Origin of the sequence: Thermodesulfobacterium geofontis OPF15, from assembly GCF_000215975.1 — a bacterium.
Classification (GTDB): domain Bacteria; phylum Desulfobacterota; class Thermodesulfobacteria; order Thermodesulfobacteriales; family Thermodesulfobacteriaceae; genus Thermodesulfobacterium; species Thermodesulfobacterium geofontis.
This window is the reverse complement of record NC_015682.1, coordinates 1452508-1474275: the sequence shown is the minus strand read 5'-3', so window position 1 is coordinate 1474275 and position 21768 is coordinate 1452508. Positions and strand designations below refer to the sequence as shown.

The 21768-nt window shown below is 29.4% G+C and carries 21 protein-coding genes; 17 read left to right on the top strand and 4 right to left on the bottom strand.

The features are described 5' to 3' along the window. Positions 1-21: 21 nt before the first annotated feature. From TOPB45_RS07595 to TOPB45_RS07535, 12 genes are all read left to right on the top strand, one after another. On the top strand, positions 22-258 hold the full coding sequence (locus TOPB45_RS07595; RefSeq protein ID WP_013910251.1) for an FmdB family zinc ribbon protein: 237 nt from the start codon (positions 22-24) through the stop codon (positions 256-258). A gap of 311 nt (positions 259-569) precedes the next feature. Continuing rightward, the gene (locus TOPB45_RS07590) at positions 570-1868 is read left to right on the top strand and encodes a M48 family metallopeptidase (protein ID WP_013910250.1); all 1299 of its coding nucleotides are present in this window, start codon (positions 570-572) and stop codon (positions 1866-1868) included. Positions 1869-1896: 28 nt separating this feature from the next. Beyond that, positions 1897-2712 carry a 50S ribosomal protein L11 methyltransferase gene (locus TOPB45_RS07585; RefSeq protein WP_144011501.1) on the top strand — a complete coding sequence of 272 codons (816 nt, stop codon included), beginning with the start codon at positions 1897-1899 and terminating at the stop codon, positions 2710-2712. Next, on the top strand, positions 2713-3477 hold the full coding sequence (locus TOPB45_RS07580; RefSeq protein WP_013910248.1) for a type III pantothenate kinase: 765 nt from the start codon (positions 2713-2715) through the stop codon (positions 3475-3477). Further along, positions 3462-4322: an LD-carboxypeptidase gene (locus TOPB45_RS07575; protein WP_013910247.1), complete on the top strand. Its 861-nt coding sequence runs from the start codon at positions 3462-3464 to the stop codon at positions 4320-4322. Before TOPB45_RS07580 ends, TOPB45_RS07575 begins: the two co-directional genes overlap by 16 nt. Before the next feature lie 56 nt (positions 4323-4378). Further along, entirely contained in the window at positions 4379-6955 is a 2577-nt protein-coding gene (locus TOPB45_RS07570; protein WP_013910246.1) for a hybrid sensor histidine kinase/response regulator, read from the top strand. Positions 6956-6987: 32 nt separating this feature from the next. Further along, the gene (locus TOPB45_RS07565; RefSeq protein WP_013910245.1) at positions 6988-7470 is read left to right on the top strand and encodes a chemotaxis protein CheW; all 483 of its coding nucleotides are present in this window, start codon (positions 6988-6990) and stop codon (positions 7468-7470) included. Positions 7471-7497: 27 nt separating this feature from the next. Beyond that, entirely contained in the window at positions 7498-9120 is a 1623-nt protein-coding gene (locus TOPB45_RS07560; RefSeq protein WP_013910244.1) for a methyl-accepting chemotaxis protein, read from the top strand. An 18-nt stretch (positions 9121-9138) separates the two neighbouring features. Continuing rightward, the gene (locus TOPB45_RS08660) at positions 9139-9612 is read left to right on the top strand and encodes a chemotaxis protein CheX (protein WP_013910243.1); all 474 of its coding nucleotides are present in this window, start codon (positions 9139-9141) and stop codon (positions 9610-9612) included. A 4-nt stretch (positions 9613-9616) separates the two neighbouring features. Continuing rightward, complete coding sequence (locus TOPB45_RS07550; RefSeq protein ID WP_013910242.1) at positions 9617-10720, top strand: class I SAM-dependent methyltransferase; 1104 nt, start codon at positions 9617-9619, stop codon at positions 10718-10720. Positions 10721-10725: 5 nt separating this feature from the next. Beyond that, positions 10726-11847, top strand: coding sequence for a deoxyribose-phosphate aldolase (gene deoC / locus TOPB45_RS08905; RefSeq protein ID WP_013910241.1), 1122 nt, complete (start codon positions 10726-10728; stop codon positions 11845-11847). Then, entirely contained in the window at positions 11829-12401 is a 573-nt protein-coding gene (locus TOPB45_RS07535; protein ID WP_013910240.1) for a UbiX family flavin prenyltransferase, read from the top strand. The genes deoC and TOPB45_RS07535 overlap by 19 nt, the downstream gene beginning before the upstream one ends. Here the strand turns inward: TOPB45_RS07535 and lnt are convergent. The 3 genes from lnt to rfaD are packed head-to-tail and all read right to left on the bottom strand — an operon-like array spanning position 12361 to position 15731. Then, positions 12361-13953 carry an apolipoprotein N-acyltransferase gene (gene lnt, locus TOPB45_RS07530; RefSeq protein WP_013910239.1) on the bottom strand — a complete coding sequence of 531 codons (1593 nt, stop codon included), beginning with the start codon at positions 13951-13953 and terminating at the stop codon, positions 12361-12363. The genes TOPB45_RS07535 and lnt overlap by 41 nt on opposite strands. Beyond that, positions 13937-14755 (bottom strand): transporter associated domain-containing protein, encoded by an 819-nt coding sequence (locus TOPB45_RS07525; protein WP_013910238.1) that lies wholly within the window; start codon positions 14753-14755, stop codon positions 13937-13939. The genes lnt and TOPB45_RS07525 overlap by 17 nt, the downstream gene beginning before the upstream one ends. After that, complete coding sequence (gene rfaD, locus TOPB45_RS07520; protein ID WP_013910237.1) at positions 14748-15731, bottom strand: ADP-glyceromanno-heptose 6-epimerase; 984 nt, start codon at positions 15729-15731, stop codon at positions 14748-14750. The genes TOPB45_RS07525 and rfaD overlap by 8 nt, the downstream gene beginning before the upstream one ends. A gap of 182 nt (positions 15732-15913) precedes the next feature. Here rfaD and TOPB45_RS07515 point away from each other — a divergent pair, with 182 nt between their 5' ends. The 5 genes from TOPB45_RS07515 (at position 15914) to tyrS (ending at position 21274) form a co-directional block, all read left to right on the top strand. Then, complete coding sequence (locus tag TOPB45_RS07515) at positions 15914-17272, top strand: (Fe-S)-binding protein (protein WP_013910236.1); 1359 nt, start codon at positions 15914-15916, stop codon at positions 17270-17272. Positions 17273-17386: 114 nt separating this feature from the next. Then, positions 17387-17605 carry an FmdB family zinc ribbon protein gene (locus tag TOPB45_RS07510; protein ID WP_013910235.1) on the top strand — a complete coding sequence of 73 codons (219 nt, stop codon included), beginning with the start codon at positions 17387-17389 and terminating at the stop codon, positions 17603-17605. Between the two features lie 12 nt (positions 17606-17617). Beyond that, positions 17618-18535, top strand: a complete 918-nt coding sequence (gene hemC / locus TOPB45_RS07505; RefSeq protein ID WP_013910234.1) for a hydroxymethylbilane synthase — start codon at positions 17618-17620, stop codon at positions 18533-18535. A gap of 1 nt (position 18536) precedes the next feature. After that, a complete protein-coding gene (cobA, locus tag TOPB45_RS07500) occupies positions 18537-20069 on the top strand; it encodes a uroporphyrinogen-III C-methyltransferase (protein WP_013910233.1) in 1533 nt (510 codons plus the stop codon). After that, on the top strand, positions 20066-21274 hold the full coding sequence (tyrS, locus tag TOPB45_RS07495) for a tyrosine--tRNA ligase (RefSeq protein ID WP_013910232.1): 1209 nt from the start codon (positions 20066-20068) through the stop codon (positions 21272-21274). Before cobA ends, tyrS begins: the two co-directional genes overlap by 4 nt. On the opposite strand, the gene TOPB45_RS07490 is transcribed toward tyrS, so the two are convergent. Continuing rightward, the gene (locus TOPB45_RS07490) at positions 21271-21765 is read right to left on the bottom strand and encodes an HIT family protein (protein WP_013910231.1); all 495 of its coding nucleotides are present in this window, start codon (positions 21763-21765) and stop codon (positions 21271-21273) included. The genes tyrS and TOPB45_RS07490 overlap by 4 nt on opposite strands. Positions 21766-21768: the final 3 nt, after the last annotated feature.

The following is a 21768-nucleotide window of genomic DNA, read 5'->3' as shown; positions in this document are numbered from 1 at the left end:
TCTTCAAGGAGGTGAAGAAGGATGCCAATTTATGAATATGAATGTAAAAGTTGTGGAAAGCACTTTGAAGTATGGCAAAAAATAACAGATGAGCCTTTGAAAGTTTGTAAAGAATGTGGTGGAGAATTAATAAAACTTATTAGTGAAAGTAGTTTTATCTTAAAGGGTACTGGATGGTATGTTACAGATTATGCAAGAAAAGAAAAGGAAAAGAAAAGGAAAAGAAAGAAAAACAAAAAAAAGAAAATACTTCTTTAGAAAATAGTAGTTAAAAATTTTTAGGAGGAAATGAAAAATTTATAATTTTACCACTTCAAATGTCCAAATCATTATTTTCGCCTTGAGCAAGTCATGGGTATTTAAGGATATGAAACTATCACTAATGGAGAAACTTTAACTAAAAGAAAAATAGAAAAACTTGAAAAGTGGTGGGAAAGATAAATAATCAATGTAAGACTTGTCATATTTTTATTTTTTGATATATTTTTATTGTTTTGGAGTTTCTAATTAAAGTAAAGTTCATTTATTTGAATTAATTTGATTATTATATGTATTGGTGGTATTAAAATTTGATCTATGAAGATCTTATATATCTTTGGTTAGCTTTTATTATTTATGAGTTTATTCCTGTAACTTCCTATAAAATTTCCTCAATTTTTCTCGTCTCCCTTTTTATTTTTAAAGAATTCCTTTTTATTTTTTTGCTTTTAATAGTTAGAAAAAAAATTTATCAATCCCACTTTATTAATTTTTTAGATAAAATTTTTATAGGTCTTAGCTTTATTTTTTATATTATAGACTTGAGTTTTCTTAGTTTTAAAACCTATTTAGATAAAATCTATTTTTCTTCTCTTATAGGAATTTTATGGTTTTTGCATTATATGTTCTTAGTAAGGTTTTTACTTTTAAGATTTACACTTAATTACTTAAAAATCCTTTTAGGTATTATTCTTCCAGTATTACTATTAGTTATTTTTCAAGATATTTTTAATATTTTCAATTTAAATTTTGAGGGAGAGTTTTTTCTTTTTTTGATCATCATTATTATTATTTCTCCCTTTTTGATAATTAAAATTTGGCCTGTAAAACCCTTAGACAATTTAGCTTTAAGAGAAATTATTTTAAATTTTTTGAAAAAAAATAAGGTTAAAATAAGTGAAATTTATGTGTTAGATGACTTAGGAAAAAAGCTTTATACAGCAGGTATTATAGGTTTTTTACCCCCTTTTAAATATTTATTTTTTTCTAAACCACTTTTAAGTATTCTTTCTCCAGAAGAGATTTTAGGAGTAGTAGCTCATGAGATAGGACATCTCAAAAAAAGACATAATTTTTGGCTTTTGCTCTTACTCTTAAATCTCCCTTTATTTTTGTTAACGCTTTTAATACTAAGTTTTTTAATAGCCTATTATTTTTCACCTCAATTAATTGATATTATAAAAAATAAAAAGACTTTACCGGTTTCATTAGAAATAAGCTTAGGTATAGGACTTATTTTTTTAGCTTTTATTTACATAAGATACATTTTTTCTTTCTTTTTAAGACAATTTGAAAGGGAAGCAGATTTTCTTTCTGCTATTATATTAAAAAGTCCTCAACCCATTATTTCAGCCCTATTTAAAATAGGAGAAGTTACAGGGCAATTGTATAGAAAAAGTTGGCATCATTATGGAATATTTGAAAGAATTGAATTTTTGAAAAATGCTCTAATAAATGAGGAAATTTTTAATAAAATTCAGAAAAAATTTTTAAGAATTCGCATTATTTTACTTTTATGGATAATCTTAAATTTAGCCCTTATTTTAGTTATTTTATATCTTGAAAATATAATAAAAGAATTGAACTTACTTCTTTCTTGTGTTATTTAAATTTGTTAATAAAATAAAATTTATAAAAATGTTAAAAGGCAAGTATAAAAAATACGAAACTTTATATATTTACAGTTTTAAAAACTTTCATCCAGCTCTTAATCAATTTGAAGATGAAGACTTAATAGGAGTATGGGAAGAAGATGGAATAGGAATTCTTTTTTTTCATAAATCAAAAGATGAGCTTGTTGAGGAATTAATAAAAAAATATGGGCTTAAACTGGATTTTAAAGATGCAATGCCCTATGAAAAATGGAATGAAAATAGAGTGCTAAAACCTTTTAAAGTAGGACCTTATAAAATAGCTCCTCTTTGGTATGAAGGAGAATGGGATCTTATTTTTGATCCAAGTATAGTTTTCGGAGAAGGAACTCACCCCACAACCTCCATGATCCTTGAGTTAAGTTGGGAATTTTATCAAAATTTTGGTAAACCCCAAAAAATTCTTGATATTGGTTGTGGAACAGGGATTTTAACTCTCTTTTGGGCTAAGCTTGGAGCTGATGTTATAGCTGTAGATATTAATCCTTTATGTGTAAAAGTAACTAAACATAATTTAATTTTAAATGGTCTTTCAGCAGAGGTCATAGAAGGAGATATAAAAAAGCTTTTACCTATTAAAGTAGATTTAGTTTTAGCAAATCTTTACAAAGGTCTTTTAGAGGAATTATTTAATCTTTCCTCTTTTTGGGATTCTAAATTTTATTTAATATCTGGATTTATGAGTAATATGGAAAAAGAACTTTTAGAAATTTTAAAAAACTGTAAAGTAAAAATACTTAAGAGAAGAGAAAAAGAAGATTGGGTAAGCTGGCTTTTAGAAAGTATTAAGGAGGGAATTTAGATGCTTTTAACTGTGGATATAGGGAATACTTCCACAGTTTGCGGTGTTTTTGAAGAAAACGGCAATTTAGTTGCTACTTTTAGTTTTAAAACTGAGATACCTGTTTCTTCTCACGAAGTTTTAGTAAAGCTTAAAAGTTTTTTGGATATTTATAAAATAGCTTTAAAAGACCTTAAAGGAGTTTGCATTGCCTGTGTAGTTCCGCCCGTGCTACATTGGTGGGTTGAAATGGGGAAAAAGTTATTGGCAAGAGAAGTTTTAGTTGCAGATCATCAAACTGTTAAAATTCCTATAGAACTCTTCTATCCTTGTGAAGTAGGAGGAGATAGGTTAGTAAATGCCTTAGCAGGATGGGAAAAATATAAAAGTGCTTTAATTATAGTTGATTTTGGAACAGCTATAACCTTTGATTGCGTTTCAGAGAAGGGGGCTTATTTAGGAGGAGCAATAGCACCTGGTATTTTAATTTCTACAGAAGCTTTATTTAAAAAAACTGCTAAATTACCCAAAATAGATTTAAGTGAGCCACCTTCTCAAGTTATAGGGAAGGACACCATTTCAGCTTTAAAAAGTGGTTTAATATATGGATTTATAGGGCTTACTGACTTTTTAATAGAAAAACTTTCAGAAGAAATGGGAACAAGTCCTAAAGTTATAGCTACTGGAGGACTCGCTAAATTTATAGCTCCCTATTCTAAAAAGATAGAAAAAATAGAACCACATTTAACTTTAGAAGGACTTTATTATTTATGGAAAAAGAAATAAAAATAGCTCTTTTTTCACCCTCAAGCCCGCCCTCTATAAGAAGCTATCAAAGAGGAATTAAAGTTTTAAGAAAAAACAATATATCCTTTAAATCTTTTGTAGATTTTTCAGAATCTTTTCCTTCATTTAAAGCTTTTTTATTTTATGAATTGATTACAGCAAAAGAATATGACTTTATTTGGGCGGTAAGAGGAGGATTTGGAGCTATAAAATTAATTCCTTATTTAGATGAAATTTTTTCCGAAAATAAAAAAATAAATATATATTCCTCTTTAATTGGATTTAGCGATATTACAGCTTTGCATTTATACTTTTATAAAAAATTTAAAAAAAAGGGGCTACACGCTCCAATGATTGTTAATTTGCCAGATTTAAGTGAAGAAGTTTTAAAAAATCTATTAGAAGTAATAGCCGGAAATAAAGATATAGAGTTAGAAGGTTTTGCTTATAAAGAGGGCGAGGCAGAAGGAATACTTTTAGGAGGAAATTTGGTTACTTTGGCAAGTTTATGTGGGACTACCTATTTACCTACTGAAAAATCCCTAATTTTAATGATAGAAGAAACGAATGAAAAAAAATATAGAATTGAAAGGGCATTTTTGCAAGTGATTTTTACTTTAGGAATTGAAAATATAAAGGGGATAATAATAGGTGATATAGGTAAAGTTAATTCCTTAGAATTCTTAAAAGGAGTGGAAGAGTTTTTGCCAAAATATATACCTATTGGTTATAACTTTTCCTTTGGACACATCAAAAATAATTTACCTCTAATAGTTGGAGAGAAAGCTTATTTAGTAGTAAAAAATGGTAAAGCAAAGTTGTTTCAAAGAGGTTTTAAATTTTAAAAATTAAGAAATTAATTATAATAAAGATGCAGAAAAGGTAAGGAGGTGAGAAAGGAATGAATTTTGATGAAGATATTTTGCAAGACTTTTTAGTTGAAGCAAAAGAAGGAATAACTAAACTTGAAGAAGGTTTTATAGAATTGGAAAAGGATCCTAGAAGAGTTGAAGTCTTAAAAGAGCTTTTTAGAACTATGCATTCTTTAAAAGGAGCTGCTGGATTTTTTGGTTTTAAAACTTTAGAAAGTATAGCCCATTTTTCTGAAGATATTCTTTCAAAATTAAGAGATGGTTTAATAGAACCAGAAGAAGATGTTGTAGATATATTATTAAAAGCAGTTGATTATATAAAGTACATCATTTCTTACATAGAAGAAAATAAAACTGAACCTGTAGAAGATAAAATTTTAGATTTTTTAGTTGAACTATCTAATTTTAATGAAAAGCTAAGAAAAAAAGTTCAAGAAAAGCCAAAAGAAAGGATAGGAGAAGAAAAGTTAGAAGAAAAGAAAGAAGAAGCTGAAAAAAAAGTCAAAGAAAAAATTGAAGAAAAAAAAGAAGTTAAGCTGGTAGAAGAAGTTAAAGAAGAAAAAGAAGCTCCTCTTTCCCCTCATGTTGAACTTGCAGAAACTCACATAAAGGTTGATGTAAAACTTCTTGATCAGCTAATGAATCTTGCTGGAGAACTTGTTCTTGCAAGAAATAGAGTGGTGCAACTTTCTCAAAAGATAATGGATGAAGAATTAACAAGAAGTGTGCAAATACTTTCTATGATAACTACAGAAATGCAAGAAACTATAATGAAAACGAGAATGCAACCTATTGGAAGTATTTTTAATAAATTCCCAAGAATTGTAAGAGATTTAGCTAAAGCTTTAGGTAAAAAGGTGAACTTACATTTAGAGGGAACAGAAACAGAATTAGATCGTTCAATAATTGAGGCTATTAAGGATCCACTTACCCATCTTATTAGAAATGCTATTGATCATGGGATTGAAACACCTGAAGAAAGGGTTATGCTTGGGAAACCTGAAGAAGGTAATCTTGTTCTTAGAGCTTATCAAGAAGGAGGGCAAGTTGTTATAGAAATAGATGATGATGGAAGAGGTATAGATATCGAAAAAATAAAAAAGAAGGCTGTAGAGAAGGGTTTTATGAGTTATGAGGAGGTAGAACGTGCTTCTGAAAAGGAATTATTAAATCTTATTTTTAAACCAGGTTTTTCAACTGCTGAAACTGTCACCCAGCTTTCTGGACGTGGAGTAGGAATGGATGTAGTTAAAGCAAACATAGAAAAACTTGGAGGCTCTATAGAAATTAATACTATTCGTGGTAAAGGTACAAATATTAAAATTAAAATCCCTCTTACCCTTGCCATTATACCTGCCCTAATAGTTACATCAGGAGATTATCGCTATGCTATCCCTCAGGTAAATCTTAAAGAACTCGTTAATGTAGATCCTGATAAAAACCTTCTTAAAGTTGGGAATACTGAGTTTTATAGACTTAGAGGAGAAATAATACCTGTTTTAAGATTATCAGAAGTTTTAAAAGTAAATGGAAAATCTGAAGAACAAAGAAACTTAGTTATTTTAAATACAGGAGAAAGATTTATAGGGCTTTTAGTAGATAGAATATTCGCTTCTGAAGAAATTGTAGTTAAACCGCTTGGTAGGTGGTTTAAAAATATTCCTATTTATTCTGGTGCAACTATAATGGGTGATGGTAAACTTGCTCTTATATTAGATGTAGTGGGTCTTTCCCAATTTGTTGGAATAAGTATTGAAGAAATAGAAAAGACTTATGAGGGAGCAGGAATAAAAATAAAAACCTCTGCTCAGGAAACTATAATTTTACTTCTTTTTGATGTAGGAGAGGAAAGGTTTGCAATTCCTATAGCTTTAATTTCAAGACTTGACAAAATCAAAGCAAATGAAATAAAGATTTCCGGAGGTAAAGAAATAATTATCTATAGAGATGAAGTTGTTCCTATAATAAGGTTAGAAAATTACTTACCTTTAAAAGAAGTCCCGCTTCAAGAAAGCTATAATGTTTTATTCTTTACAGAAAGAGGTAAAACTTGTGGTATCCTTTGCACAAACATTGTAGGAACTTTAGAAACTACTCCAGAAATAGAAGAGGGAATTTATACTCAATCAGGAATTTTAGGTCATAGAATTATTGAAGGTAAAACTACCCTTTTTATTGATATTTACAAAATAATTGAAATGTATGATCCCGATTGGTTTATTGTGAAAATAGAAAAAGAAAAAGTAGTAAAAAGGATACTTCTTGCTGAAGATTCTCCCTTTTTTAGGGGTATGATTAAGAATTATTTAGTAGGGGCAGGGTATGAGGTTGAAACTACCGAAAATGGAAAAGAAGCTTTAAATAGACTTTTTTCTGGAAAATTTGATTTAATTATTACCGATTTAGAAATGCCAGAAATGGATGGATTTGAGCTTATAAAAGAAGTAAGGGCAAGTCCAGATTATAAGAATATTCCTATAATAGTTGTAACATCCCTTGCAGGAGAAGATGTAAGAAGAAAAGTATTAGATTTAGGTGCAAATGCTTATGAAATAAAACTTAATAGAGAAAAATTATTAGAAGAAATTGAAAGACTGTTAAGTTAGGGTTTTTAAAAAGAAAATAAGGGAGGAACTTTATGGAATTAGTAAAAAAAGAAAATTTAGTAATATTGAAAAAAGAAGATACTTCAATTAAAGTTGCTGACACTATAACGATGGTGTCCTTTTATATAGGAGATTTTCTTTTTGGTATACCAGCAAGTCAAGTGATGGAAATTAACAAAGAAATAGATATTACCCCTGTTCCTCTTTCAGATGAGCACATACTTGGAATAATGAACCTAAGAGGACAGATTGTAACAGTTATGGATCTTGCAAAAAAATTAAAAATAGACTTAAAAGTCACTCCTAAGCTTAATTTAATAGTAAAAGATGAAGGAGAGGCACCAATTTCTTTTGTAATAGAAGAAATAGGAGAAATTTTAGAGATAACACCTTCCAAACTTGAAAAAGTGCCTGATAAATTAGAGGGACTTTCTAAAGAATATATTAAAAATGTTTACCAATTACCAGATAAACTTTTACTAATCCTTGACATAGAAAAAATAGTTAAAGAATAAAAAAAACTTTAAAAGAGGAGGTAGAGAATGTTTAAAAATTGGAGCATTACTAAAAAACTCTATTTCGGTTTCGGAGTAATAGTTTTTATAGTTATTATAGTTTCCCTATATACTTTATATAGTTTGTATGTCATAAAAAATGATGTAAAAGATTTAGATGAAAGAATAGCTAAAATTAATAATGTTCAAGAAGTGAGGGAGAGAATTCTTACAGGTATTCAGTTAAATATTGCCAAAATGCTCTTAACACAGGATTTAGAAAAGAGAAAAGAATTTTATAATGAAATTTTAAAAGCAAGGGAAGCTTATAAAGAACATTTAGAGTTTTTGAAAAGGACTACAAGATCAGCTGAAGGACAAAAAGAACTAAATGAAGCTATTAATGCTATTTTAAGTTTAAAAGAGAGTAACAACAAAGTTATTCAACTTGCTTTAGATGGGAAAACTAACGAAGCTATTTTAATTCATGAAAAAGAGGTGCTTCCTAAAATAGGAGCTATGCAAAAAGAGCTTGGTGATTTGGTAGATTTCCATAAAAAAAGAGCAGATGAAGAAGCTTACCGATCCTTAGGGTATATAAAAAGGGTGTTTGTAGTTCTTATAGTTTCAGGGGCTATTTTTGCAATAGTTTCTCTATCAGTAATTATAAGTGTTTCAAGTTCTGTAAGAAATCCTATTGAAAGATTAAGAAAAGTGTTAGCAAGAGTAAGAGAGGGAGATCTCTCAGTCAATATTGATATTGTCTCTCAAGATGAAATAGGAACTATGGCAAAAGATCTTTCAGAAGCTTTATCTTCAATGAGAAAACTTATAGAGGAAATTAGGCAAGCTTCTATAACCTTAGGAAGTTCAAGTGAAGAACTTTCTGCTATAACAAAGCAGTTTAGTGCAAGTATAGAGACTCAGGTTGAAAAAGCAACTCAAATAGCAAGTGCAACCGAAGAAATGAGCACCACTGTAGTTGATATAGCAAAGAATACTACACAAATACTTGAAGAAAGTAAAAAAACAGCTGAAATAGCAAAAGATGGTGAAAATTATACTTTAAGAACTGCAAATGAAGTTAAAGCTATTGAAAAAGTAGCAGAGAGCTTAAAAGAGGTAATGGGTGCACTTGAAGAAAGAGCAAGAGCTATAGAGTCAGTAGTTGAATTTATAAAAGATGTAGCAGAACAAACAAATCTTCTTGCCCTTAATGCAACAATTGAAGCTGCCCGTGCTGGAGAACACGGAAGGTCTTTTGCAGTTGTTGCTGGAGAGATCAGAAAACTTGCAGAAAGGACAGGCAAATCAACAGAAGAGATAGCTGAGACTATAAAAGAGATAAGAAAAGCTGTAGATGATGTAAAAAGAGAGGTTGAAAATATGTCAGGTAAAGTTGAGGTAGGAGTAAAACTATCTGAAGAGGCAGCAAACATATTAAATGAAATAGCATCTGCTTCTGAAAGACTTCAGGAAAGGATACAAAGCATAGCAAGTGCAACTGAAGAAATGAGTGTCACTGCAGAAGCTATAGCAAAAGATATAGGAAGTGTAGCCAATGCTACCAAAGATCTTAAAATTGGAGTTGAACAAGTGGTTGTAGCAACTGAAGAAATTGCTAAATTAGGAACAGAACTTAAATCTGCTGTAGAAAAGTTTAAGATTTAAAACATTTAGGAGGTGAAAATGCAGGCTTCATCTATATCAGATTATATCAAGAAGGCTGTGGAAGAGGTAATAGGTACCTACTTAGCTAAAACTCCTGTTTTGAAAGATACAAAAGTTAAAAGGGAAAATACAGAACTTAAAGATATTTCAGTGATTATAGGTTTAGCTTCTGAAAAACTTGAAGGTGTTTTTATTGTTAGTTATGATAAAAGGATAATTTTTGATTTTATGAAAAATGTTCTTGGAGAAAATGTAGAAGAAATTAATAAAGATGTTATTGATGCTGGTGGAGAACTTACTAATCAAATATGTGGAGTATTTAGAAGAGAGTTTGAAAAAACTGGCATTACTTTGCAGGCTTCAACTCCATCTATAGTTACAGGTAAAGACCATAAAATAGAAATTCCAAGTAAAATTCCCAGAATGGTTTTTTTGTATCAAATAGATGGGAACAAAGATCTGATGATAGAATTTGGTTTAGTTAAAAAGTAATTTAATGTTTTTAAATATTTTAAGCCAAGAGTCACCTTTAACTTTTGAAAAATATATGGAACTCTCTCTTTATCACCCTAAATACGGTTATTATGCAAGGGGTATGCTTCCTGGTAAAAAAGGAGATTATATAACATCACCCTGTATAAGTAAAATTTTTGGAGCAACTTTGGCTCGCCAAATTATTGAAATGTACGAGATTTTGGGAGAGATAGATGATTTTTTAATTGTTGAAGCTGGAGCAGGGCATGGCTTTTTAGCTGGTGATATCTTAGAATATACTGTAAAAAAAGGCTATAAATTTAATTACTTAATAATTGAACCTTTTTCATCTATAAGAAAAATTCAAGAAGAAACTTTAAATGCTTTTAAAGAAAAAATAAAGTGGGTAAAAAATTTAAGAGATTTACCCAAGTTTAGAGGAGTTTTTTTATCAAATGAGCTTTTTGATTCCTTTCCTGTAAAATTGATTCAAAAGAAAGATGATAAGATATATGAAGTATGTATTAAAGTAGAAAAGAATGGGAATATTAAAGAATTTTTAAGAAAATTAGAAGATGAAAAAATTTTAAGGATAATAGAGCCTTATTTTCCTTTTTGGGAAGATGGTTATAGGACAGAGGTTTGTTTGAAGATAGAAGAATTTTACAAAGATCTTTCAGAAAAAATGGAAGAAGGTTTTATAATAACCATAGATTATGGATATCCCAGACAAGATTATTATTCTTCAGAAAGAAGTAAAGGAACACTTCTTTGCTATTATGAACATAAAGCTATAAGTGATCCCTATTTTAAACCAGGAGAGATTGATATAACCTCTCATGTAGATTTTACTTTATTAAGAGAATTTGGAGAAAAATATGGATTTTCAAATATTGGATTTACTCAACAAGGCTCCTTTTTAGTAGCCCTTGGAATAAACGAGGTATTTTATGAAATTTCAGAAAAAACTTGGAAAGATATAGAGTCTTTAAAATTTTTGATTTTTCCAGAGGGATTTGGAACTTCTCATTGGGTTTTAGTGCAAGCAAAGCTACCAAAAGAGAAATTTAAAAAAGAATTAAAGGGCTTTTCTTTAAGCAATCGTATTTACCTACTTTATAAATAATCTAAATGAATAAAATAAAAAATATAGCAAGCAAAATTGATTATACTTACTTAAAACAAGAGGGATCATATAAGGAATTTGAAGACTTTTTGTCAAAAGCAAAAAAATACCCCTTTAGAAGTATATGTATCCCACCTACTTTAGTTTTTTATCTTAGAGAAAATTTTAAAAATTTAGAATTTAAAATTACTTCTGTAGCAGGATTCCCTTTAGGATTCTCTTTAACAGAAACCAAATTGGCAGAAATTGAAAATCTTTTAAAACTGGAAGTTGATGAAATAGATTTTGTTTTAAATTTAATATGGTTAAAATCTAAAGAGTATAAAAAACTTGAAAAGGAACTTCTAAGTATTAGAAAAATTGCAGAAAATAAAGTATTAAAAGGAATTATAGAAACTGCATATTTAAAAGAGGGAGAGATAAAAAGTGCAGTGGAACTTCTTATTTTTACAGGGATAGATTTTGTCAAAACTTCAACTGGTTTTGCAAAAAGAGGAGCAACCTTAGAAGATATAAAAATTATCAAAAAATTTTCCAGGGAAAGAATAAAAATTAAGGCTTCTGGAGGGATAAGAACTTTGAAAGATGTCTTAAATTTTTTATCTGTAGGAGCTGATGTAATTGGAACAAGTAGTGGTTATGAAATTCTTCAAGAATTGGAAAATTTAAAAGAGGAATCTCAAAGTGAAGAAATAGAAATTTATGTAGATGGATGCTCTCTGGGTAATCCTGGTCCAGGAGGTTGGGCTGTTTTAATAAGATTAGGAGAAAAGGAAGAAATACTTACAGGAGGAGAACCTTTTACTACAAATAATCAAATGGAACTTAAAGCAGTTATTTATGCACTCTCACATTTTAAGGAACCCAAAAAAATAAAAATTTATACTGATTCAGAATATGTAATTAAAGGTATTACAGAATGGTTACCAAAATGGAAAAAAAGAGGTTACATAACCTCAGAAGGGAATCCTGTTAAAAATAGAGAACTCTGGGAAGAATTAGAAAAATTGGTTAATTTTCATAAAATAAAATGGGAAAAAGTAAGGGCGCATAGTGGTGATTTTTATAATGAAAGGGTTGATAAAATTGCTAAGGAGAGTGCAGAGAAATGGAAAAAAAATTTTTAGTAGGAATTACAGGAGCAAGTGGTGTTATTTATGCCTACTATTTTTTAAAAGAGCTGAAAAATCTTGGAATTTCTGCAGAAGTAATTATTACTAAAGCAGGAGAAATAGTTTGGAATCATGAGTTGGAAAAGCCTGTGGAAGAAATATTAAATTTTGCAGAAAAATTATATAAAGAAGATGAAATAAGTTCTCCCCCTGCAAGTGGTTCAAGTAATTATTCTGGAATGATTATTATACCTTGCACCATGGGGACTTTATCTGCTATTGCAAGTGGTTCTGCAAGAAACCTCTTACAAAGAGCTGCAGATGTGATGCTAAAAGAAAAAAAACCTTTAATTTTAGTTATAAGAGAAACTCCCTTTAACTTAATTCATATAAAAAATATGGAAATTTGTAGTAAAGCAGGGGCGGTCATATTTCCAGCCATGCCAGGTTTTTATCATAAACCAAAAAATTTAGAAGAATTGATTGCCCAATTTGTAAAAAGAATTCTTCAATTTTTAGGCTTTAGTCCTAAGGATTTAAAAATTTGGCAGGAGATAGTGTTAGAATAAAGGAAAGCAATAAAATTAAAGAACCTAAAATTCCTAAAATATTTCCGTATTTTATAAAAAGAGTTCTTTCATAAAAGGGTTTTATTTCTCCATAAACAATTTCTTCTTTTTCAAGCTGAGTTGTTTTTATAACTTTTCCTGTTGGATCAATTATTCCTGTTATACCTGTATTAGCAACTTGTAGAGTATATCTTCTTGCTTCAACAGCCCTTACTATTGCCATTTGAAAGTGTTGATAGGGAGCTGAAGTTTTACCAAACCATGCATCATTTGTAGCAATAAAAATTAGCTGGGGATTTTCTTCAAGTCTTTTTCTTAAAATTTCAGAAAAGGCACTTTCAAAACAAATAAGAGGAGTCACTTTAATAATTCTATCATTTAAAGGAAAAGTAAGATTTTTAGAAAAACCAGGTTTAATAATTCCAAGCCCAACAGTTATTCTTCTTAGAAAAGAAAGATACTTTTCCAAGGGAACATATTCTCCAAAGGGAACAAGTTTTTCCTTATCATAAAGATCTACAAAGTCTTTTCCATCCCAAACAATTAAGCTATTGTATACGAGGGGTTCTCCATTTTTATATTTAAGTCTAAAAGTGCCGAAGATTAAGATAGGTGAATAATTAAATTTTTCAGATTCTAAAGTTATTTTATCTAAAAAAGCTAAGAATTTGAGAGTAGGTTCTTTTTCATGAGGAAAAAAGAAAGGAAAAGAAGTTTCAGGAAAAAAGATAATTTGAGGCTTTTCTTTTAAAGCAGAAAGAGTCAATTTTTCATAAATTTTAAGAGAATACTCAATTTCATTTATTTCTTTCATTTCCTGAGATATATTTCCTTGCAAAAGAGAAACTTTTATAGAATCTTTTTCTTGAGAAATTACTTTTTCCCAAAAACTCTTCTTATAGATTCCATAGCTTAAAAAGGTAATAAAAAGAATAAGAAAACAAAAATTATTAATTAAAAATCTAAGATTTAGCAAAGAACTAAAAGAAAAATAAAAGGAATATAGTAAGAAAAAGATATAGTAGTTTATTAAAGCGCAAACAAGAGATAAGCCCCAAATCCCCCATATATCAGCTAATTGTAAAAAAGGTGAAAAATTACTTAAAATATAGCCTAACTGTCCCCAGGTAAATCCTGTTAATAGTTTTCCTCTCAGATATTCTATACCTACAAGGGTTAAGCTAAAAAAGATACCTTTTATAAAATTAGGGGATTTAAATATTTTGAGTTTTAAATTGGTATAAAAAAAGAAAACATAATAAAGAGCTAAATAAGAGGAAAGAAGAAGTAGAAGAACTAAAGAAATGATTAAATTGAGGTTTCCGTATTTGGTAAGGGTATATACTAACCAGTAGAGAAGGGTTGAAAAATGAAAAATTCCAAAAATAAAAACCAAAATTAATCTATTTTTGTTTTCCTTAGTAAAGATAAGACTGAAAAATAGAGGCACAAAAGAAAAGAGACCAAAAATCCATAAATTCCATTTTGGGAAAGAAAGAGTTAATAAAAGGGCTGAAAAGATAGGTGCAATTAGATTAATTGGAGTTCTCACCTTCAGTAGAGGTTAAAGATCTTAACTTAACAATTTCTATTTTTCTTTCATCAGCTTTAATGATTTCTATTTCTAAAGGACCTATTTTTATTTTTTCTCCCTTTTTAGGAATTCTTCCTAAATGACTTATAATCAATCCAGAGATAGTTTCAAAATCACCTTTAGATAATCTTATTTTTAAGCATTCTTCTAAATCTTTAAGTTTAAAGGTTCCAGGTAAAATCAACCAACCCTCTTTATCAGGATGAGGGCATTTTTGTTCAGTTTTTAATAATTCCTTAAATATATCCTTTAATCTGATAATACCTGTTAATTCTGAATGTTCATCTACAGCAAAGGCAACTTCAACTTTTTTTTCTGTCATTTTTTCAAGGGCAGAAACTAAGGGAATGTTTTCTGGAATTATTAAAGGTGGTTTTATATATTCTTGCCATTGAAAATTATTTTCTTCAAAGCCTTTTATTAAATCTTTAAGAGAAACATATCCTAAAAAATTATCTAAAATCTCTTTATAAATAGGATAAAAAGAATGAGGTTTCTGAATGATAGTTTTTTTAATTTCTTGCCAAGATAAAGAAATGTCTAATCCTTCTAATATATTTCTTGGAATTACCACATTTCTGACTTCTAAACTTTTTAAACTAAAAAAAGCCAAAACGAGCTTTTCTTCAAATTCACTTAAAATCCTTTCTTCCTTAAAATCTTCTAATACTTCCTTTATTTCCTCTTCTACTTCAGAAAATTGTTTTGGTTTTCTTTTAAAAAATAGTTTTATAAATTCTGATATGGAATCACTATCCATAAAAGGAGTTATAGTTTTTTTCTAAATAATTTACGTAATTTTTAATTGCAGATTCTAATTCCCACATAGGTTTATTATAACCTACTTTTCTAAGTTTGGTAATATCTGCCTGAGTAAAATATTGATATTGATTTTTTAAATATTCCGGCATTTCTATATATTCAATATTAGGAGGTAAGGAGAGGGCTGAAAAGATTGCTAAAACAAGATCTTTAAAAGACCTTGCTTTACCTGTTCCTACATTAAAAATACCTTTGATTTTTGGATTTTCTAAAAAAAAGATAGTAACTTCTACAGCATCCTTTACATAAATAAAATCTCTAAGCTGTTCTCCATCTTTATAATCAGGGTGATAGGATTTAAATAATTTTACTTTACCTTCTTTTTTAATTTCTTCATAAGCTTTTAAAGCTACACTTTTCATCTCACCCTTATGAAATTCCCTTTCTCCAAATACATTAAAGTATTTTAATCCTACTACTTGATTTAAAAGTTTATTATAATAAAGCCATAAGTCAAAAAGATGTTTTGAAAAGCCATAAGGATTAAGAGGTTTTAATTTAGGAAGTAAAGCTTCTTCATCAGAAAAACCCATTGAACCATCTCCATAAGTGGCAGCAGAAGAGGCATAAATAAAGTTAATTTCATTTTCTAAAGCAAAAAGAGCTAATTTTTGAGAATATTTGTAATTGTTTAAATATAAATAGTGTAAATCCTTTACAGTAGTATTGCTACAGGCACCAAGATGGACAATAGCGGAAACATCCTTAAAATACCCCTTTTCAATTTTTTCTAAAAATTCATCTTTTTCTATATAATCTAAAAACTTAAGGCCTAATAAATTTTTCCATTTATTTCCTTCATTTAAATGATCAACTATAATAATTCGGTCTTCCCCTTTTTGGTTAAGAGTTTCTACTAAATTTGATCCTATAAAACCTGCTCCTCCAGTAACTATTATTTTTGGTTTTTTCATTTTTTACCCTTAGATTTTAAAATTCTTTAGATTTTAAATTCTAAGTAAATTGTTTCTATAACATTTTTTTTAAAAAAATCAATCATTAATAAATTAGAATAATTTTTATTTAAAAAATCTATTTGACTTTTTATTAAAAGATTTTAAAAATTTTAAAAATTTCCTAAATAAGGTGATAAGAAATGATAAAAAAGGAAAGCAAATTTAAAGAAAATCAGGCAATTTATGTAAGTAAGTATTTTCCAGAATATATAAGAGAAAAGGTTGAGGATCCTGGTATTGATGAGAAAATTAAAAATCTTACCCCAGAAAAAATAGAAAAAACAATAAATGAAGTATTAGGTAGACTTTCTTTAAGAAGAAAGGCAGCTATAGAAACATGTATGCATTGTGGGCTTTGTTCCGATGCTTGTCATCATTATTTATCCCGTGATAAAGATCCAACTTACACTCCTGTTAGTAAAGTAAAAATAACTCTTTGGGAAATGATAAAAAGAAAAGGAAAGGTTTCTCCAGAATTTATAAGAGATTGTGCAAGAATTGCTTTTACAGAATGCACTCAGTGCCATCGTTGTAGTATGTATTGTCCTTTTGGAATAGATATAGCATTTCTTATAGGGCAGGTAAGAAGGATTTGTTTTTTACTTGGTGTAGTCCCTTACATTTTAATGGATTATAATTATAGTTTATCTGCTACCTTGACACAACTTTGGATTCCTCAACCTGATTGGATTGATTCACTTCAGTGGATGGAGGAAGAAACTTCTGTAGATATAAAAGATTTTCAAGTTCCTTTTAATAAAGAAGGAATTGATGTATTATTTGTAACTTTGGGAACTGAACCTGCAAGAGCTCCTCAATATATACAAATTATAGGGAAAATAATGTATCATGCAGGGATTAATTGGAGTTATTCCTTAAAAGACTATGCCAATATGTCTATGTTTGTTCAGGATTATTTTACAATGCAAAGAATTGTAAGAGAGGTATTTGAAGAAGCAGTAAAATTAAGAGCAAAAAGAATAGTAGTTACTGAATGTGGGCATGCAACCTTTGCTCTTTGTAAAGCAGCTCCGCCTTTACTTGGTTATAAGGAATTACCATTTGAAGTGTTACATGCTACAGAATTTTATTATGAACTCTTAAAAACAGGAAAATTAAAAATTAAAAAGAAAATTAAAGAACCTGTAACATTACAAGATCCATGTAATTTAGTAAGAAAAAAGGGAGCAGGTGATAAACTTAGATATTTAATTAATGAAATGTGTGAAGATTTTAGAGAAATGTATCCTAATAAGGAACATAATTTCTGTTGTAATGCTGGAGGAGGAATAATAGCTGCTGGGTCTCCTTGGAAAAAAGTAAGGGTTGAGAGCAACAAAGTTAAAGCAGAACAAATAAAAGCAACAGGGGCAAAAATAGTAATTGCTCCTTGTCACAATTGTCACGTAGGTATTCATGATATAGTAAAAGCCTATAATATAAATGCAGAAGTTAAATTTATGTGGGATATCTTACTTGAAACCACCGAAATAGCCTAATTTGAGATTTCTTTAATTTTTTAAATCTTTTTAATCTTTCAACATTGACGAAATTAAATAATGGTATTATTTTAAAAGGGGCTTTTATGGAATATTTTATGGAGGTGATAAATTATGCCTATTTATGAATTTCAATGTGAAGATTGTGGAGAAATTTTTGAAGAATTAATCTTAGGAAATAGAGAGGATGAAATTGTCTGTAAAAAATGTAAAAGTTCAAGGGTAAAAAAATTAATGTCTCAGGTAGCTTTTAAATCAGGAAGTAAATTTGTCAGTTCCTTAGGTTCAGCTTGTTCTACTTGTAAAGGTGGAACTTGTAGTAGCTGTCATTAAACTTCATTAAAAATGGTTATTAAAGTAGGAACAAGAGGAAGCAAATTAGCTTTAGCTCAAACTGATTGGGTAATTTCACAATTAAAATCCTTTTTTCCTAAAATTAATTTTGAAAAAATAATTATAAAAACAACTGGAGATAAAATTTTAGACTCTCCTTTAAGTAAAATAGGGGGAAAAGGACTTTTTGTAAAAGAAATAGAAGAAGCCCTTTTAAGAGGAGAAATAGATTTTGCTATCCATAGTATGAAAGATGTCCCCTCTCTAATACCTGAAGGTTTGGAAATAGCCTGTATTCCTCAAAGGGAATCTCCTTTCGATGTTTGGATTTCAAATTATAAAGATATTTTAGAATTACCATCTTATTCTAAAATCGGAACCAGTAGTTTGAGAAGACTTTCCCAGTTAAAAAAACTTAGGAAAGATTTAGAAATTTTACCTCTTAGAGGAAATGTAGATACCCGTTTAAGAAAATGGAAAGAAGGGCAATTTGATGGAATTATTTTAGCTGAAGCTGGATTAAAAAGATTAGGAATAGAAATTAGCTATAAAAGATTAACTATAGAGGAGATGGTCCCAGCTGTTGGTCAAGGAGCTCTTGGAATAGAAATAAGAAAAGATGATAAAAAACTCAAAGAAATGCTAAGTAAAATTCATTCAGAAACTACAGCAATTTGTATAAAGGTAGAAAGAACATTTTTAAAGACCTTAGAAGGTGGTTGTCAAGTACCTATAGGAGCTTATTGCTGGATTGAAAATTCTAAACTTTTTGTAATTGGATTTATAAGTGATTTAGAGGGAGAAAGATTTTATAAACTAAGGGATGAGGGGAGTATTTCTGAAGCAGAAAAACTCGGAGAAAGACTTGCTAAAAAACTTCTAAAAGCTGGCGGAGAAGAAATTTTAAAAGAGATTTATAAGAGAGAATAAGATGAAAAAAGGAAAGGTTTATTTAGTAGGAGCTGGACCAGGAGATCCAGGGCTCTTTACTTTAAAAGGTAAAAAGGTTTTAGAAGAGGCAGATGTAGTAATTTATGATTATCTTGCTAATCCAAGGTTATTAGATTTTTGTAAGGAAGAAGCAGAGAAGATTTATGTTGGTAAAAAGGCTGGAGCTCATACTTTACCACAAGAGGAAATTAATAAACTCCTTGTTGAAAAAGCTAAAGAAGGGAAAATAGTAGTAAGGCTTAAAGGAGGAGATCCTTTTCTCTTTGGTAGGGGAGGAGAAGAGGCAGAAGCTTTGGTTGAAGAAAATATCCCCTTTGAAGTAGTTCCTGGGATAACCTCAGCTATTGCAGTTCCTGCTTATGCAGGAATTCCTGTAACACATAGAGACTACACTTCTACTTTGGCAATTATTACAGGGCACGAGGCTGAAAATAAAGAAGAAAGTAAGATAGATTTTTTAGCTCTTTCTAAAATAGGGACATTAATTTTTTTAATGGGAGTTAAGAATTTACCTTACATTGCTAAAAGGCTGATAGAAGAAGGAAAAAATCCAAATACTCCTGTTGCAGTAATCCAATGGGGTACAATTCCTAACCAAAAAACTGTTACAGGTACATTAGAAAATATTGCAGAAAAAGTAAAAGAAAAAGGTATTACAGCTCCAGCTATAATTATTATAGGAGAAGTGGTTAAGCTTAGAGAAAAATTTAATTGGTTTGAATCCAAGCCTCTTTTTGGTAAAAAAATAATAATTACTCGCACAAGAGAACAGGCAAGTAAACTGGCTGAAAAATTAGAAGAACTTGGAGCAATCTGTTATGAGATTCCTACCATAAAAGTAGAACCAATTTTAAATGAGAAGGTTTTTCAGATGATAGAGGAATTATCAAAGTATGATTGGATAGTTTTTACTTCAGAAAATGGAGTAAAAACATTTTTAAAAACTTTATGGAAAAAAGGAAAAGATCTGAGGGCTTTAGGAGGTGTAAAAATAGCAGTTATAGGAAAAGCAACTAAAAATGTTTTAGAAAATTATGGGATTTTTCCAGATTTAATACCAGAAAAAGATTATACCCAAGAGGGTTTAGTTTCTGCTTTTTCAAAGCTTGATCTTAAAAATAAATATATTCTTATAGCAAGAGCAAAAGAGACAAGGGAAGTTCTTCCTGAAAAACTTAGAGAATTAGGAGCCAAAGTGGAAGTACTTCCAATTTATGAAACAAAAATTTGTGAAGAATCTAAGGAAAAATTAAAAGAAATTCTAAAAGAAGGGGTTGATTTAATAACCTTTACAAGTTCTTCCACAGTAAAAAACTTTTTTAAACTTATTGAAGATGCCGAAAAAGAGCAACTAAAAAATATTATTTTTGTTTCTATTGGTCCTATTACCTCTTCCACTTTAAAAGAATTTGGTTTTGAACCTCATATTGAAGCTGAAGAATATACCATAGAAGGACTTGTTAGAGCAATTGAAAACTATTTTTCAAAAAATGAAGGAGGTGTTATAAAGTGAAAGAGGAAATTAAGAAAGCTCTTGAAATTATAAAAAAGGGGGTGGTTAATCTTATAAGTGAAGAAGAACTGATAAGAAAATTGGAAAAATCTTACAAAGAAAAAAAACCTCTTAAAATAAAAGCAGGTTTTGATCCTACTGCACCTGATCTTCACTTGGGACATACAGTACTTTTAAGAAAGCTTAAACAATTTCAAGATCTTGGACATGAGATTTATTTTTTAATCGGAGATTTTACTGGTATGATAGGAGATCCTACTGGAAGATCTGAAACAAGGGTAGCTTTGACTAAAGAACAAGTGTTAGAAAATGCAAAAACATATGAAGAACAGGTTTTTAAAATTTTAGATCCTAATAAAACAAAGGTAGTTTTTAATAGTCAATGGTTTTCTAAAATGACTGTGGAGGATGTAATAAAACTTTGCGCTAAATATACAGTAGCCAGAATTTTGGAAAGAGATGATTTTAAAAAACGTTTTGAATCAGGTATCCCTATTAGTATTCATGAATTGATTTATCCTCTTTTTCAGGCATATGATTCTGTAGCTTTGGAAGCTGATGTAGAACTTGGAGGGACTGATCAATTATTTAATTTATTAATAGGAAGAGATATTCAAAAAGAATATGGTCAAGAACCACAAATAGTAATTACTCTTCCTCTTTTAGAGGGTATTGATGGAGTTCAAAAGATGAGTAAAAGTTTCGGAAATTATATAGGAATAATGGAGCCACCCTTTGAAATGTATGGAAAAATAATGTCTATTCCTGACCATATTATGTGGAAATACTATTTATTATTAACTGATTTTTCTGAAAAAGAGATTGAGGAAATGAAAGAAAAAGTAGAAAAAGGGGAGTACCATCCTAAGGAAGTAAAGAAAAAGCTTGCAAGATACATAGTTTCTCAATTTCATTCCCAAGAATTAGCTTTAAAAGCAGAGGAGGAATTTGAAAGAGTTTTTAGTAAAAAGGAGATGCCTACAGAAGCAATTACAATAAAAGTTAAATCTGGGAAAATTTGGCTTCCAGGATTTTTAAGAGATCAAGGATTGGTAAAAAGTAGTTCTGAAGCAAAAAGATTAATTTCTCAAAAAGCTATAGATTTAAACAAAGCCCCTATTACTCAAGAAGAAATAGAACTCTTTCCAGGAGAATATTTTTTAAAAATTGGAAAGAAAAAATTTATTAGATTAGAAGTAGATTAAAGTTTTATAGATTGAAAATGAGGAAAAAGTTCTCTGTATAATGTTTTTAAATGTTGAGAGATAACCCTAACCTCATCTAATACCGCTAAAAAATTTATATCTCCTTCCCAACGAGGCACTAATTGAAGATGAATATGATCTGGATAACCGGCACCTGCTACTTTTCCAATGTTAAATCCAATATTAAATCCATCTGGTTTTAACACTTTTTTAAGGATTTTTACAGCTTCTTGAGACATTTTCATTATATTTAAAAGTTCTTCTTCAGTTAGAGCTTCTAAATCAGCTATATGTCTTCTTGGAGCAATTAATAAATGGCCTGTATTGTAGGGAAATTTGTTCATTATTACTAAAACTTTTTCATCTTTGTAAAGAATAAGTCTTTCTTCGTCAGGGAGTGGACTATTAGGAGGACAGAAAATGCACCCGGGTTCTTTTTTTCCAGATACATATTCTCCTCTCCAAGGAGCCCATAAAATTTTTCTCTCCATATT

Bases quoted from the DNA above. Each gene is read 5' to 3' on its own strand.
- TOPB45_RS07560 (WP_013910244.1), top strand. From the start codon at position 7,498: ATGTTTAAAAATTGGAGCATTACTAAAAAACTCTATTTCGGTTTCGGA.
- TOPB45_RS07565 (WP_013910245.1), top strand. From the start codon at position 6,988: ATGGAATTAGTAAAAAAAGAAAATTTAGTAATATTGAAAAAAGAAGAT.
- deoC (WP_013910241.1), top strand. From the start codon at position 10,726: ATGAATAAAATAAAAAATATAGCAAGCAAAATTGATTATACTTACTTA.
- TOPB45_RS07575 (WP_013910247.1), top strand. From the start codon at position 3,462: ATGGAAAAAGAAATAAAAATAGCTCTTTTTTCACCCTCAAGCCCGCCC.
- TOPB45_RS08660 (WP_013910243.1), top strand. From the start codon at position 9,139: ATGCAGGCTTCATCTATATCAGATTATATCAAGAAGGCTGTGGAAGAG.
- TOPB45_RS07525 (WP_013910238.1), bottom strand. From the start codon at position 14,755: ATGGATAGTGATTCCATATCAGAATTTATAAAACTATTTTTTAAAAGA.
- TOPB45_RS07580 (WP_013910248.1), top strand. From the start codon at position 2,713: ATGCTTTTAACTGTGGATATAGGGAATACTTCCACAGTTTGCGGTGTT.
- TOPB45_RS07535 (WP_013910240.1), top strand. From the start codon at position 11,829: ATGGAAAAAAAATTTTTAGTAGGAATTACAGGAGCAAGTGGTGTTATT.
- cobA (WP_013910233.1), top strand. From the start codon at position 18,537: ATGAAAAAAGGAAAGGTTTATTTAGTAGGAGCTGGACCAGGAGATCCA.
- TOPB45_RS07510 (WP_013910235.1), top strand. From the start codon at position 17,387: ATGCCTATTTATGAATTTCAATGTGAAGATTGTGGAGAAATTTTTGAA.
- TOPB45_RS07490 (WP_013910231.1), bottom strand. From the start codon at position 21,765: ATGGAGAGAAAAATTTTATGGGCTCCTTGGAGAGGAGAATATGTATCT.
- TOPB45_RS07595 (WP_013910251.1), top strand. From the start codon at position 22: ATGCCAATTTATGAATATGAATGTAAAAGTTGTGGAAAGCACTTTGAA.
- TOPB45_RS07585 (WP_144011501.1), top strand. From the start codon at position 1,897: ATGTTAAAAGGCAAGTATAAAAAATACGAAACTTTATATATTTACAGT.
- TOPB45_RS07515 (WP_013910236.1), top strand. From the start codon at position 15,914: ATGATAAAAAAGGAAAGCAAATTTAAAGAAAATCAGGCAATTTATGTA.
- hemC (WP_013910234.1), top strand. From the start codon at position 17,618: ATGGTTATTAAAGTAGGAACAAGAGGAAGCAAATTAGCTTTAGCTCAA.
- TOPB45_RS07550 (WP_013910242.1), top strand. From the start codon at position 9,617: ATGTTTTTAAATATTTTAAGCCAAGAGTCACCTTTAACTTTTGAAAAA.
- TOPB45_RS07570 (WP_013910246.1), top strand. From the start codon at position 4,379: ATGAATTTTGATGAAGATATTTTGCAAGACTTTTTAGTTGAAGCAAAA.
- rfaD (WP_013910237.1), bottom strand. From the start codon at position 15,731: ATGAAAAAACCAAAAATAATAGTTACTGGAGGAGCAGGTTTTATAGGA.